Origin of the sequence: Pseudomonas argentinensis (genome assembly GCF_001839655.2) — a bacterium.
GTDB classification, from domain to species: Bacteria; Pseudomonadota; Gammaproteobacteria; order Pseudomonadales; family Pseudomonadaceae; genus Aquipseudomonas; species Aquipseudomonas argentinensis_B.
Genome location: NZ_CP056087.1, coordinates 572,601 through 585,793 on the forward strand (window position 1 = coordinate 572,601; position 13,193 = coordinate 585,793).

13 protein-coding genes are annotated in these 13,193 nt (G+C 61.3%); all 13 read left to right on the plus strand.

What is annotated here, in order from left to right; genetic code table 11:
• The first annotated feature begins 31 nt into the window (after positions 1–31).
• The 13 genes from mnmE (at position 32) to atpD (ending at position 13,157) form a co-directional block, all read left to right on the plus strand.
• Positions 32–1,399, plus strand: coding sequence for a tRNA uridine-5-carboxymethylaminomethyl(34) synthesis GTPase MnmE (gene mnmE, locus SA190iCDA_RS02665; protein ID WP_070884861.1), 1,368 nt, complete (start codon positions 32–34; stop codon positions 1,397–1,399).
• Positions 1,400–2,113: 714 nt separating this feature from the next.
• Positions 2,114–4,006, plus strand: a complete 1,893-nt coding sequence (mnmG, locus tag SA190iCDA_RS02670) for a tRNA uridine-5-carboxymethylaminomethyl(34) synthesis enzyme MnmG (RefSeq protein ID WP_070884862.1) — start codon at positions 2,114–2,116, stop codon at positions 4,004–4,006.
• On the plus strand, positions 4,006–4,650 hold the full coding sequence (gene rsmG, locus SA190iCDA_RS02675; RefSeq protein WP_070884863.1) for a 16S rRNA (guanine(527)-N(7))-methyltransferase RsmG: 645 nt from the start codon (positions 4,006–4,008) through the stop codon (positions 4,648–4,650). The genes mnmG and rsmG overlap by 1 nt, the downstream gene beginning before the upstream one ends.
• 13 nt (positions 4,651–4,663) lie before the next feature.
• On the plus strand, positions 4,664–5,452 hold the full coding sequence (locus SA190iCDA_RS02680) for a ParA family protein (RefSeq protein ID WP_070884864.1): 789 nt from the start codon (positions 4,664–4,666) through the stop codon (positions 5,450–5,452).
• An 11-nt stretch (positions 5,453–5,463) separates the two neighbouring features.
• Positions 5,464–6,336 carry a ParB/RepB/Spo0J family partition protein gene (locus SA190iCDA_RS02685; protein ID WP_070884865.1) on the plus strand — a complete coding sequence of 291 codons (873 nt, stop codon included), beginning with the start codon at positions 5,464–5,466 and terminating at the stop codon, positions 6,334–6,336.
• A 156-nt stretch (positions 6,337–6,492) separates the two neighbouring features.
• Positions 6,493–6,885 (plus strand): F0F1 ATP synthase subunit I, encoded by a 393-nt coding sequence (locus tag SA190iCDA_RS02690; RefSeq protein ID WP_070884866.1) that lies wholly within the window; start codon positions 6,493–6,495, stop codon positions 6,883–6,885.
• A gap of 31 nt (positions 6,886–6,916) precedes the next feature.
• Complete coding sequence (gene atpB / locus SA190iCDA_RS02695) at positions 6,917–7,786, plus strand: F0F1 ATP synthase subunit A (protein WP_070884867.1); 870 nt, start codon at positions 6,917–6,919, stop codon at positions 7,784–7,786.
• A gap of 152 nt (positions 7,787–7,938) precedes the next feature.
• Positions 7,939–8,196 (plus strand): F0F1 ATP synthase subunit C, encoded by a 258-nt coding sequence (gene atpE / locus SA190iCDA_RS02700; protein WP_003097235.1) that lies wholly within the window; start codon positions 7,939–7,941, stop codon positions 8,194–8,196.
• 58 nt (positions 8,197–8,254) lie between these two features.
• Positions 8,255–8,725: a F0F1 ATP synthase subunit B gene (locus tag SA190iCDA_RS02705; RefSeq protein ID WP_070884868.1), complete on the plus strand. Its 471-nt coding sequence runs from the start codon at positions 8,255–8,257 to the stop codon at positions 8,723–8,725.
• Between the two features lie 14 nt (positions 8,726–8,739).
• Positions 8,740–9,276, plus strand: a complete 537-nt coding sequence (locus tag SA190iCDA_RS02710; RefSeq protein ID WP_070884869.1) for a F0F1 ATP synthase subunit delta — start codon at positions 8,740–8,742, stop codon at positions 9,274–9,276.
• 21 nt (positions 9,277–9,297) lie between these two features.
• Positions 9,298–10,842, plus strand: a complete 1,545-nt coding sequence (gene atpA, locus SA190iCDA_RS02715; RefSeq protein ID WP_070884870.1) for a F0F1 ATP synthase subunit alpha — start codon at positions 9,298–9,300, stop codon at positions 10,840–10,842.
• Positions 10,843–10,892: 50 nt separating this feature from the next.
• On the plus strand, positions 10,893–11,753 hold the full coding sequence (gene atpG, locus SA190iCDA_RS02720) for a F0F1 ATP synthase subunit gamma (RefSeq protein ID WP_027904139.1): 861 nt from the start codon (positions 10,893–10,895) through the stop codon (positions 11,751–11,753).
• 27 nt (positions 11,754–11,780) lie between these two features.
• Positions 11,781–13,157, plus strand: coding sequence for a F0F1 ATP synthase subunit beta (gene atpD / locus SA190iCDA_RS02725; RefSeq protein WP_013793552.1), 1,377 nt, complete (start codon positions 11,781–11,783; stop codon positions 13,155–13,157).
• The last annotated feature ends 36 nt before the right edge of the window (positions 13,158–13,193 follow it).

The window sequence follows — 13,193 nt, forward strand, 5'->3', positions numbered from 1 at the left end:
GCGTTCTGCTATCCAGCGTCTGGAGAACCTTATGTCCGCTCCCCGTGAAACCATCGTCGCCGTCGCCACCGCCCAGGGTCGTGGCGGGGTCGGCATCGTCCGCGTCTCCGGCCCCCGTGCACGGATGATCGCCATTACCCTGAGCGGCATCGAGCCCAAGCCACGCCATGCCCACCATGGTGCCTGGCATGACGATGCTGGCGAGGTGATCGACGAGGGCCTGCTGCTGTTCTTCCCGGGCCCCCATTCGTTCACCGGTGAGGACGTGCTCGAACTGCAGGGCCACGGTGGCCCTGTGGTGCTGGACATGCTCCTGCAGCGCTGCCTGGAGCTCGGTGCCCGGCAGGCGCGCCCAGGGGAGTTCAGCGAGCGCGCATTTCTCAACGACAAGCTCGACCTGGCCCAGGCCGAGGCGATCGCCGACCTGATCGAGGCCAGCTCGGCCGAGGCAGCGCGCAATGCCGTGCGCTCGCTGCAGGGCGAATTCTCGCGACGTGTGCACGAGCTGACCGAACGGCTGATCGCCCTGCGCATCTATGTCGAGGCGGCCATCGACTTCCCGGAAGAGGAAATCGACTTTCTCGCCGATGGCCACGTGCTGAGCTTGCTCGAAGGCGTACGCGAGCAGTTATCCACAGTGTTGCGCGAAGCGGGGCAGGGCGCCTTGCTGCGCGATGGCATGACCGTGGTGATCGCCGGCCGCCCCAATGCCGGCAAATCCAGCCTGCTCAATGCCCTGGCGGGTCGCGAGGCGGCCATCGTCACCGATATCGCCGGCACTACCCGTGACGTGTTGCGTGAACATATCCACATCGATGGCATGCCGCTGCACGTGGTCGATACCGCCGGGCTGCGCGATACCGATGATCAGGTCGAGCGGATTGGCGTGGAGCGCGCGCTGAAAGCGATCGGCGAGGCGGATCGCGTGCTGCTGGTCGTCGATTCGACGGCACCGGAAGCCGCCGACCCCTTCGCCTTGTGGCCCGAATTCCTGCAGCAACGGCCGGATACGGCCCGGGTCACGCTGATTCGCAACAAGGCCGATCTGTCCGGCGAACCGGTGGCCCTCTACAACGCCAACGATGGGCAGGCCACCCTGGCGCTTTCCGCCAGATCCAGCGAGGGCCTGGAGCTGCTACGTGAGCACCTGAAGGCCTGCATGGGCTTCCAGCAGACCGCAGAAAGCGGTTTCAGCGCCCGCCGCCGCCATCTCGACGCCCTGCATCAGGCACAACGTCACCTCGACCATGGACACGCCCAATTGACCCTGACCGGCGCCGGCGAACTGCTCGCCGAAGACCTGCGCCAGGCTCAGCAAGCCCTGGGCGAGATCACCGGTGCATTCAGCTCCGATGACCTGCTGGGGCGGATCTTCTCCAGCTTCTGCATCGGCAAGTAATCTTCGCCATTGGCTGTGGAAAACCTCTTCGCTAGTGGCATGGCCCGCCGCTGGCGAAAAATCCTACCACTGAACACCTGTAGCGTCCTGAGATTCAGGGGCTATTTCTCACCATGCGGCAGGCAAGCAGAAGAGCTTTCTGCGGACGGCTATCTCCAAGTTCCTCATATCAGCGGTCTCTCGCTCATTTTATGCACAGAGACGGTTGCTTTTAGGCATCCGAACGTACGTCTGCGCGGGAAACGGTGCCTCGCTCGGCAAGAGATCCACAGCAGAAATAAACCCTGTGGAAAAGCAGGCCTGAGCCCTGCCCATAAGCCGGTGACTAAGCGAGGGATAAACCCTCCTGTGAATAACCCATGCTTTTACACACAGGGTAATCACGGCCGTCGCACATGAGCCACCCAGGATAGTCGCGCTTTCATACATCGCTGTACATGCCGTGGATAAAGGGCTGTGGGAATCTATCCACAGATATGCCGGAGGCCATTTATAAACATAAAAACAAGCCTTTTAAAAAAATCATTCTTTTTTCTTTATTTACCTCATGGCACCGAGTGACGTTCTGGAAAGTCACAGTCGAGCGAGCGCCTTTTCTAAGAGGCAGGCCAATTGGCTATTTTTTGTGCAAAAGGCTTCTTTCAGCCGGGCTAAATCCCTATACTTGCCGCCCTTTCCTAGAAGCTCCCTTTCTCAACAGGCACGAGGTGCGTGGTGGATTTCCCTTCCCGTTTTCAAGTGATCGTCATCGGCGGCGGTCATGCCGGTACCGAGGCTGCGCTTGCAGCGGCGCGCATGGGGGTGAAGACCCTGTTGCTGACCCACAACGTGGAAACCCTCGGGCAGATGAGCTGCAACCCGGCCATCGGCGGAATCGGCAAGAGCCACCTGGTCAAGGAAATCGACGCCCTGGGCGGCGCCATGGCCACCGCTACCGATCTGGGCGGCATCCAGTTCCGCGTGCTCAACAGCCGCAAGGGCCCGGCGGTACGTGCGACCCGCGCCCAGGCTGACCGCATTCTGTACAAGGCGGCGGTGCGCGAGATCCTGGAAAACCAGCCCAACCTGTGGATATTCCAGCAGGCCGCCGATGACCTGATCGTCGAGCAGGATCAGGTCAAGGGCGTGGTTACCCAGATGGGTCTGCGCTTCTTCGCCGACTCCGTGGTACTGACCACCGGCACCTTCCTCGGTGGACTTATCCACATCGGTCTGCAGAACTACTCCGGTGGCCGCGCAGGGGATCCGCCTTCGATCGCCCTGGCCAAACGCTTGCGCGAATTGCCGCTGCGCGTCGGTCGCCTGAAGACCGGCACGCCGCCACGCATCGACGGCCGTTCGGTGGACTTCACCCAGATGACCGAACAGCCTGGCGATACGCCGATCCCGGTGATGTCGTTCATGGGCAACAAGGAACAGCACCCCCGCCAGGTCAGCTGCTGGATCACCCACACCAATGCGCGCACCCACGAGATCATCGCCGCCAACCTCGACCGTTCGCCGATGTATTCCGGGGTGATCGAGGGCGTGGGTCCGCGGTACTGTCCGTCCATCGAGGACAAGATCCACCGCTTTGCCGACAAGGACAGCCACCAGGTGTTCATCGAGCCGGAAGGCCTGACCACCCATGAGCTGTACCCCAACGGGATTTCCACCTCCCTGCCGTTCGACGTGCAGCTGCAGATCGTGCAGAGCATTCGCGGCATGGAGAACGCCCATATCGTGCGCCCGGGTTACGCCATCGAGTACGACTACTTCGACCCGCGTGACCTCAAGTACAGCCTGGAGACCAAGGTCATTGGCGGGCTGTTCTTCGCTGGCCAGATCAACGGCACCACCGGTTACGAAGAAGCCGGCGCCCAGGGCCTGCTCGCCGGTGCCAACGCCGCGCTGCGCGCCCAGGGCAAGGACGCCTGGTGCCCTCGCCGCGACGAGGCCTACATCGGCGTGCTGGTCGACGACCTGATCACCCTGGGCACCCAGGAGCCGTATCGCATGTTCACCTCGCGGGCCGAATACCGGTTGATCCTGCGTGAGGACAACGCCGATCTGCGTCTGACCGAAAAGGGTCGCGAGCTGGGCCTGGTCGACGACCAGCGCTGGGCTGCCTTCGAGGCCAAGCGCGAGGGTATCGCCCGCGAAGAGCAGCGCCTGAAAAGCACCTGGGTGCGACCGAACACGCCCCAGGGCGAGGCCATCGTCGAGCGCTTCGGCACACCGCTGACCCACGAGTACAACCTGCTCAACCTGTTGTCGCGCCCGGAAATCGATTACGCCGGCCTGGTCGAAGTGACCGGCGAAGGCGCTATCGACCCACAGGTCGCGGAGCAGGTCGAGATCAAGACCAAGTACGCTGGCTACATCGAGCGTCAGCAGGACGAGATCGCTCGTCTGCGTGCCAGTGAGGAAACCGCGCTGCCTGTGGATATCGACTATGCGACCATTTCCGGGCTGTCCAAGGAGATCCAGCACAAGCTCGGCAACGCACGGCCGCAGACCCTGGGGCAGGCTTCGCGCATTCCGGGTGTCACGCCGGCGGCCATCTCCCTGCTGCTGATCCACCTGAAAAAGCGCGGCGCCGGCCGCCAGCTGGAGCAGAGCGCCTGATGTCCGTTACCGCTCGCCATGCCGAAGAACTGCAGCAAGGCGCCCATGATCTGGGCGTCGAGTTGACCGAACAGCAGCAGACCCAGCTGCTGGGTTACCTGGCGCTGCTGATCAAGTGGAACAAGGCCTACAACCTGACGGCCGTGCGCGACCCTGACGAGATGGTGTCGCGCCATCTGCTGGACAGCCTCAGCGTGGTGCCCTTCGTGGCCGAGGCTGGGGATAACTGGCTGGACGTCGGCAGCGGCGGCGGTATGCCGGGCATTCCGTTGGCTATCCTGTTTCCCGAGCGGCGCTTCACCCTGCTTGACTCCAACGGCAAGAAGACCCGCTTTCTCACCCAGGTGAAGCTCGAGCTGAAGCTGGCCAACCTGGAAGTTATCCACAGTCGGGTGGAAGCGTTCACGCCCGAGCGGCCGTTCAACGGCATCTGCTCGCGGGCGTTCAGCTCCCTGGACGATTTCGCCAACTGGACGCGCCACCTGGGCGATGGCCACACCCGGTGGCTGGCCATGAAGGGCGTGCACCCGGATGACGAGCTGCAGGCACTGCCGGCGGACTTCAGTCTCACCGCCACCCAGGTGCTCAAGGTTCCCGGTTGCCAAGGCCAGCGCCATCTGTTGATACTGCGTCGCTCGGTTTAGGGGGAACGGCAACATGGCTAAAGTATTCGCAATCGCCAACCAGAAAGGCGGCGTGGGCAAGACCACGACCTGCATCAACCTGGCGGCGTCTCTGGTTGCGACCAAACGCCGTGTGCTGCTCATCGACCTCGACCCCCAGGGCAACGCCACCACGGGCAGCGGCGTCGACAAGCAGACCCTGGAGCACTCCATCTACGACGTGCTGGTCGGCGACTGCAACCTGGTCGAGGCCATGCAGTTCTCCGAGCATGGCGGCTACCAGCTGCTGCCGGCCAACCGCGACCTGACCGCCGCGGAAGTGTCCCTGCTGGAAATGAAGATGAAGGAGAGCCGCCTGCGTTACGCACTGGCGCCGATCCGCGAGAACTACGACTACATCCTCATCGACTGCCCGCCGGCGCTGTCGATGCTGACGATCAACGCCCTGGTCGCCGCCGACGGGGTGATCATCCCCATGCAGTGCGAGTACTACGCCCTCGAGGGGCTGAGCGATCTGGTCAACAGCATCCAGCGCATCGGCAAGCTGCTCAACCCGGCGCTGAAGATCGAAGGCCTGCTGCGCACCATGTACGATCCGCGCATCAGCCTGACCAGTGACGTGTCTGCCCAGCTCAAGGAACATTTCCCCGACACGCTCTATCAAACCGTGATCCCGCGCAACGTGCGACTGGCCGAAGCCCCCAGCTTCGGCATGCCGGCGCTGGTCTATGACAAGCAATCCCGTGGTGCGATCGCCTATCTGGCACTGGCTGGCGAGCTGGTTCGTCGCCAGCGCGCGAACGCCCACACCGCAACCGTATAAGGAAACTGTGCATGGCTGCCAAGAAACGTGGGCTCGGACGAGGCCTGGACGCCCTGCTGGGAGGCACCAGCGTCGATACCCTCGAGCAGGAAGCGGTCAAGGCCGATACCCGTGAGTTGCAGCACCTGCCTCTGGACCTGATTCAGCGCGGCAAGTACCAGCCGCGTCGCGATATGGACGTCACCGCCCTCGAGGAGCTGAGCCAGTCGATCAAGACCCACGGCGTAATGCAGCCGATCGTGGTGCGCCCGGTGGGCGAAGGACGCTTCGAGATCGTCGCCGGCGAACGCCGCTGGCGGGCCACCCAGCAGGCCGGGCTGGATCGCATCCCGGCCCTGGTGCGCGAACTGCCGGACGAAGCCGCCATCGCCATGGCGCTGATCGAGAACATCCAGCGCGAAGACCTCAACCCCATCGAGGAAGCCATGGCCCTGCAGCGTCTGCAGCAGGAGTTCCAGCTGACCCAGCAACAGGTCGCCGAAGCCGTCGGCAAGTCGCGGGTGACCATCACCAACCTGCTGCGCCTGATCGCCCTGCCCGAGGAAGTGAAAACCCTGCTCTCCCATGGCGACCTGGAAATGGGCCATGCCCGCGCCTTGCTCGGCCTGCCGGTGGAGCAGCAGACCGAAGGTGCGCGACACGTTGTCGCACGGGGCCTGACCGTGCGTCAGACCGAGGCACTGGTGCGCCAGTGGCTCAATACCCAGGAGCGGCCAGCTGCCACCACCAAGGTCGATCCGGATATCAGCCGGCTCGAACAGCGCCTGGCTGAGCGGCTGGGCTCTCCGGTGCAGATCAAGCACGGGCAGAAGGGCAAAGGCCAACTGGTCATCCGCTACAATTCCCTCGACGAACTCCAGGGCGTTCTAGCCCACATTCGCTGAAACAATTGCTCCCGGGGCACTACGGCGAAAAGACTTTCGGGCAGTTGAACGGGGTGGGAACCGCCCCTATACTCTGCGCGCATTTCGGCGGCACAAACTATGCCAAGGCATTGATTCTCCTGGCGCCGATACCATGAGGGCCATTCAGGTAATTCGATGGATATCCGCACGCCAAAACGCTTGCCCTTCCATCGCCTGCCGGTTTTTCCGGTGCTCCTGGCCCAGTTGATTGCATTGGTTCTGTTCGCCGCTGTGTTCTGGCAATGGCGAGGTGATGTCGCCGGTTATTCCGGCTTGTGCGGCGGGCTGATTGCCTGGCTGCCGAATCTGTACTTTGCCCACAAGGCATTCCGGTTTTCCGGAGCGCGGGCTGCCCAGGCCATCGTCCGGTCGTTCTACGCCGGCGAAGCAGGGAAACTGGTTTTGACAGCGGTGCTTTTCGCACTGGTGTTCGCAGGTGTGAAGCCTTTGGATGCGGCGGCCTTATTCGGCGTATTCCTGCTGACCCAATTGGTCAACTGGATCGCACCCTTGCTGATGAAGAGATGATTTTTAGAGCCTTAGAGCGTTTGAGGGATTTATGGCAGCTGCAGAAACCGCTTCGGGTTATATCCAGCATCACTTGCAGAACCTGACCTTCGGTCAGCACCCGGTCAATGGCTGGGGGTTCGCCCACACGGCCCAGGAAGCCAAAGAGATGGGGTTCTGGGCTTTCCACCTGGATACCCTGGGTATCTCCGTGGTACTGGGTCTGATCTTCATCTTCCTGTTCAAGGCAGCTGCCAAGCGCGCCACCTCCGGCCAGCCCGGCGGCCTGCAGAACTTCGTCGAAGTGCTGGTCGAGTTCGTCGACGGCAGCGTGAAGGACACCTTCCACGGCCGTAACGCGCTGATCGCCCCGCTGGCCCTGACCATCTTCGTCTGGATCTTCCTGATGAACCTGATGGACCTGGTGCCGGTGGACTGGATCCCGATGGCTGCCGCCAAGATCGCTGGCGACGACCACCTGTTCTTCCGCGCCGTGCCGACCACCGACCCGAACGCCACCCTGGGCATGGCCCTGTCGGTATTCGCGCTGATCATCTTCTACAGCATCAAGGTCAAGGGCATCGGCGGCTTCCTCGGCGAGCTGACCCTGCACCCGTTCAGCGCCAAGAACATCTTCGTCAAGATCCTGCTGATCCCGGTCAACTTCCTGCTGGAGTTCGTGACCCTGATCGCCAAGCCGGTATCCCTGGCCCTGCGACTGTTCGGCAACCTGTATGCCGGCGAGCTGATCTTCATCCTCATCGCGGTCATGTTCGGCGGCGGCATTCTGTTGGCAGCACTGGCAGGCGTCCTGCAGTGGGCCTGGGCAGTCTTCCACCTGATCATCATCACGCTGCAGGCCTTCATCTTCATGATGCTGACCATCGTCTACCTGTCGATGGCGCACGAAGACAGCCATTGATGGGCGTGTCGCGCGTCAACGATGCGCGGCGTTCACGATGGATCCGGCCTTGGCTGGAACGCCCGCAAGGGCACTGGAAGTAACGGTTTTGCTTTACCGCTTTACCCTTAGAAAAACCTTAACCAATACGACGTAAAAAGTCGGGAGGAAAGATGGAAACTGTAGTTGGTCTGACCGCGATCGCTGTTGCTCTGCTGATTGGCCTGGGCGCTCTGGGTACCGCCATTGGCTTCGGCCTGCTGGGCGGCAAGTTCCTGGAAGGCGCTGCGCGTCAGCCGGAAATGGTTCCGATGCTGCAAGTCAAGATGTTCATCGTCGCCGGCCTGCTGGACGCCGTGACCATGATCGGTGTTGGTATCGCACTGTTCTTCACCTTCGCGAACCCCTTCGTTGGTCAAATCGCTGGCTAATCACTCGAATTTTTCGAGTTGATTGGTGTGATGGACAACGAACGAGCGAGGTGTTGGCGTGAACATTAATGCAACCCTGATTGGCCAGTCCGTTGCCTTCTTCATCTTCGTGCTGTTCTGCATGAAGTTCGTGTGGCCTCCGGTCATTGCGGCTTTGCAAGAGCGTCAGAAGAAGATTGCTGAAGGTCTGGACGCTGCCAGTCGTGCGGCTCGTGACCTGGAGTTGGCCCAAGAGAAAGTGGGTCAGCAACTGCGCGAAGCCAAGACACAGGCTGCTGAAATCATCGAGCAAGCCAAGAAACGCGCGAACCAGATCGTCGATGAAGCCCGTGATCAGGCTCGCGTCGAGGCGGATCGCGTGAAGGCTCAGGCTCAGGCCGAGATCGAACAGGAAATCAACAGCGTCAAAGACGCCCTGCGTGCCCAAGTGGGTGCTCTGGCCGTCGGCGGTGCCGAGAAGATCCTGGGCGCATCCATCGACCAAAACGCGCATGCGGAGCTGGTTTCCAAACTGGCCGCCGAAATTTAAGCGAGGGCGCGATCATGGCAGAACTGACCACGTTGGCCCGACCTTATGCCAAGGCGGCTTTCGAATACGCCCAGGCCCACCAGCAGCTGGCCTCTTGGTCAGCCATGCTCGGCCTGGCAGCGGCGGTGTCGCAAGACGCCACCCTGCAGAGTGTGTTCAAGGCCCCGCGTTTGACGAGTACAGACAAGGCCACCACCTTCGTCGAGGTGTGTGGTGACAAGTTCGACGCCCAGGTACGCAATTTCATCCACGTTGTCGCAGAGAACGATCGTCTGGCCCTGTTGCCGGAAATCTTCGCCCTGTTCGAGCTGTACAAGGCCGAGCAGGAGAAGTCGATCGACGTGGACGTTACCAGTGCCTTCGCATTGAGCGATGAACAGCAAGACAAACTCGCCAAGGTTCTCAGTGCACGGCTCGGCCGGGAAGTGCGCCTGCACGCTGCGGAGGATGCCACCTTGATTGGTGGTGTCGTGATCCGCGCCGGCGACCTGGTTATCGATGGCTCAGTTCGCGGCAAGATCGCGAAGCTGGCCGAAGCATTGAAATCTTGAGTTTGAAGGGGCAGCAGAGCTATGCAGCAACTCAATCCTTCCGAAATTAGTGAAATCATCAAGGGGCGTATCGAGAAACTCGACGTCTCTTCCCAAGCCCGTAACGAAGGCACCATCGTCAGCGTATCCGACGGTATCGTGCGCATTCACGGTCTCGCCGACGTCATGTACGGCGAAATGATCGAGTTTCCGGGCAGCGTCTACGGTATGGCACTGAACCTGGAGCAGGACTCCGTCGGTGCCGTTGTCCTGGGTGCGTACACCACCCTGGCCGAAGGCATGAGCGCCAAGTGCACCGGTCGCATCCTGGAAGTTCCGGTTGGTCCGGAACTGCTGGGCCGCGTGGTCGATGCCCTGGGCAACCCGATCGATGGCAAGGGCCCGGTCAACACCGCCGCTACCGACGCCGTCGAGAAAGTGGCTCCGGGTGTGATCTGGCGTAAGTCGGTCGACCAGCCGGTACAGACTGGCTACAAGTCGGTCGATGCCATGATTCCGGTAGGCCGTGGCCAGCGCGAGCTGATCATCGGTGACCGCCAGATCGGCAAGACCGCCCTGGCCGTCGACGCCATCATCAACCAGAAGAACAGCGGCATCTTCTGCGTCTACGTCGCCGTTGGTCAGAAACAATCGACCATCGCCAACGTGGTGCGCAAGCTGGAAGAGTCCGGTGCCCTGGCCAACACCATCGTGGTCGCCGCTTCGGCTTCCGAGTCCGCTGCGCTGCAGTTCCTGGCTCCTTACGCCGGCTGCACCATGGGCGAATACTTCCGCGACCGCGGTGAAGACGCGCTGATCGTTTATGACGATCTGTCCAAGCAAGCAGTGGCTTACCGCCAGATTTCCCTGCTGCTGCGCCGTCCGCCAGGCCGTGAAGCCTACCCGGGCGACGTGTTCTATCTCCACAGCCGTCTGCTGGAGCGTGCATCGCGCGTTTCCGAAGAGTACGTCGAGAAGTTCACCAATGGCGCCGTGACCGGCAAGACCGGTTCCCTGACCGCGCTGCCGATCATCGAAACCCAGGCTGGCGACGTTTCCGCGTTCGTTCCGACCAACGTGATTTCCATCACCGACGGTCAGATCTTCCTGGAATCGGCCATGTTCAACTCGGGTATCCGTCCGGCCGTCAACGCCGGTATCTCGGTATCCCGTGTGGGTGGTGCTGCGCAGACCAAGATCATCAAGAAGCTCTCCGGTGGTATCCGTACCGCTCTGGCTCAGTACCGTGAACTGGCGGCATTCGCCCAGTTCGCGTCCGACCTGGACGAAGCCACCCGCAAGCAGCTCGAGCATGGTCAGCGCGTTACCGAGCTGATGAAGCAGAAGCAATACGCTCCGATGTCCATCGCGGACATGGCGCTGTCGCTGTATGCCGCCGAGCGTGGTTTCCTGACCGACATCGAAGTCGCCAAGATCATCAGCTTCGAGCAGGCTCTGATCGCCTTCTTCAACCGTGATCACGCCGACCTGATGGCGAAGATCAACGAGAAGGGTGACTTCAACGACGATATCGATGGCCAGCTCAAAGCCGGTATCGAGAAGTTCAAAGCCACCCAAACCTGGTAAGCCGCAGCGGGCGTCGCGAGACGCCCGCCTGCTAACCCGATAGGTGTGAAATGGCAGGCGCAAAAGAGATTCGCAGCAAGATTGCGAGCATCAAAAGCACGCAGAAGATCACCAGCGCCATGGAAAAGGTGGCGGTCAGCAAGATGCGCAAGGCACAACAGCGCATGGCAGCTAGCCGTCCCTACGCGGAGCGTATCCGCCAGGTAATTGGTCACCTGGCCAACGCCAACCCGGAGTACCGTCACCCCTTCATGATCGAACGCGAAGTCAAGCGCGTCGGTTACGTGGTGGTGAGTTCGGACCGTGGTCTGTGCGGTGGCTTGAATACCAACCTGTTCAAGGCCCTGGTCAAGGACATGTCGGCAAACCGCGAGCGCGGCGTGGAGATCGATCTCTGCGTAGTTGGCAGCAAGGGTGCGGCATTCTTCCGCAACTTTGGTGGCAACGTGGTCGCTGCGATCAGCCACCTCGGCGAAGAGCCGTCGATCAACGATCTGATCGGCAGCGTCAAGGTGATGCTCGATGCTTACCTGGAAGGGCGCATCGACCGTTTGTCCGTGGTTTCCAACAAGTTCATCAATACCATGACCCAGAAGCCGACCGTGGAGCAGTTGATTCCACTGGTGGCCGATCCGGATCAGGAACTGAAGCACCACTGGGACTACCTGTACGAACCCGACGCCAAGCAGCTGCTTGACGGGCTGATGGTGCGCTACGTGGAGTCGCAGGTGTACCAGGCAGTGGTCGAGAACAATGCAGCCGAACAGGCCGCACGGATGATCGCGATGAAGAACGCCACCGATAACGCGGGCGACCTCATCAAAGACCTGCAGTTGATCTACAACAAGGCGCGTCAGGCAGCGATCACCCAGGAAATTTCGGAAATCGTCGGCGGCGCTGCCGCGGTTTAACGGTTCAAATATTCAGAGGAACCAAAGATGAGTAGCGGACGTATCGTTCAAATCATCGGCGCCGTCATCGACGTGGAATTCCCGCGTGACAAGGTGCCGAGTGTTTATGAAGCGCTGAAAGTGGTCGGCGCCGAAACCACGCTGGAAGTTCAGCAGCAGCTGGGCGACGGCGTGGTGCGTACCATTGCGATGGGTTCGACCGAAGGCCTCAAGCGTGGCCTGAACGTCGACAGCACCGGCGCTGGCATCCAGGTACCGGTCGGGGTCAAGACCCTGGGCCGTATCATGGACGTGCTGGGCAACCCGATCGACGAAGCCGGTCCGATCGGCGAAGAAGAGCGCTGGGGCATTCACCGTGCCGCACCGACCTACGCCGAACAATCGGGCTCCAACGAGCTGCTGGAAACCGGCATCAAGGTCATCGACCTGGTCTGCCCGTTCGCCAAGGGCGGTAAAGTCGGTCTGTTCGGTGGTGCCGGTGTCGGCAAGACCGTCAACATGATGGAGCTGATCCGTAACATCGCCATCGAGCACAGCGGTTATTCCGTGTTCGCCGGTGTGGGTGAGCGTACCCGTGAGGGTAACGACTTCTACCACGAGATGAAGGACTCCAACGTTCTCGACAAGGTAGCCCTGGTTTACGGTCAGATGAACGAGCCACCAGGCAACCGTCTGCGCGTCGCACTGACCGGCCTGACCATGGCCGAGAAGTTCCGTGACGAAGGCCGTGACGTACTGTTCTTCGTGGACAACATCTACCGCTACACCCTGGCCGGTACCGAAGTATCCGCACTGCTCGGCCGTATGCCGTCGGCAGTGGGTTACCAGCCGACCCTGGCTGAAGAGATGGGTGTTCTGCAAGAGCGCATCACCTCCACCAAGACCGGTTCGATCACCTCGATCCAGGCCGTATACGTCCCTGCGGACGACCTGACCGACCCGAGCCCGGCGACCACCTTCGCCCACTTGGACGCCACCGTCGTACTGTCCCGTGACATCGCCTCCCTGGGTATCTACCCGGCGGTCGACCCACTGGACTCGACCTCGCGTCAGCTGGACCCGAACGTGATCGGCCAGGAGCACTACGACACCGCTCGCGGCGTTCAGTACGTGCTGCAGCGCTACAAGGAGCTGAAGGACATCATCGCGATTCTCGGCATGGACGAACTGTCGGAAGAAGACAAGCAGCTGGTATCCCGTGCTCGTAAGATCCAGCGTTTCCTGTCCCAGCCGTTCTTCGTTGCTGAAGTGTTCACCGGTTCGCCAGGCAAGTACGTTTCCCTGAAGGACACCATCGCTGGTTTCAGCGGCATCCTCAAAGGTGAGTACGATCACCTGCCGGAGCAGGCGTTCTACATGGTCGGTGGCATCGAAGAAGCCATCGAGAAAGCGAAGAAACTGTAATCACCCGTGCGCCCGGCAACGGGCGCTTACGTGAGG

Excerpts from the sequence above, each read along its gene's own strand:
- atpD (WP_013793552.1), top strand. The coding sequence starts at position 11,781 with ATGAGTAGCGGACGTATCGTTCAAATCATCGGCGCCGTCATCGACGTG.
- rsmG (WP_070884863.1), top strand. The coding sequence starts at position 4,006 with ATGTCCGTTACCGCTCGCCATGCCGAAGAACTGCAGCAAGGCGCCCAT.
- SA190iCDA_RS02685 (WP_070884865.1), top strand. The coding sequence starts at position 5,464 with ATGGCTGCCAAGAAACGTGGGCTCGGACGAGGCCTGGACGCCCTGCTG.
- atpE (WP_003097235.1), top strand. The coding sequence starts at position 7,939 with ATGGAAACTGTAGTTGGTCTGACCGCGATCGCTGTTGCTCTGCTGATT.
- SA190iCDA_RS02690 (WP_070884866.1), top strand. The coding sequence starts at position 6,493 with ATGGATATCCGCACGCCAAAACGCTTGCCCTTCCATCGCCTGCCGGTT.
- mnmE (WP_070884861.1), top strand. The coding sequence starts at position 32 with ATGTCCGCTCCCCGTGAAACCATCGTCGCCGTCGCCACCGCCCAGGGT.
- atpA (WP_070884870.1), top strand. The coding sequence starts at position 9,298 with ATGCAGCAACTCAATCCTTCCGAAATTAGTGAAATCATCAAGGGGCGT.
- atpG (WP_027904139.1), top strand. The coding sequence starts at position 10,893 with ATGGCAGGCGCAAAAGAGATTCGCAGCAAGATTGCGAGCATCAAAAGC.
- atpB (WP_070884867.1), top strand. The coding sequence starts at position 6,917 with ATGGCAGCTGCAGAAACCGCTTCGGGTTATATCCAGCATCACTTGCAG.
- SA190iCDA_RS02680 (WP_070884864.1), top strand. The coding sequence starts at position 4,664 with ATGGCTAAAGTATTCGCAATCGCCAACCAGAAAGGCGGCGTGGGCAAG.
- SA190iCDA_RS02710 (WP_070884869.1), top strand. The coding sequence starts at position 8,740 with ATGGCAGAACTGACCACGTTGGCCCGACCTTATGCCAAGGCGGCTTTC.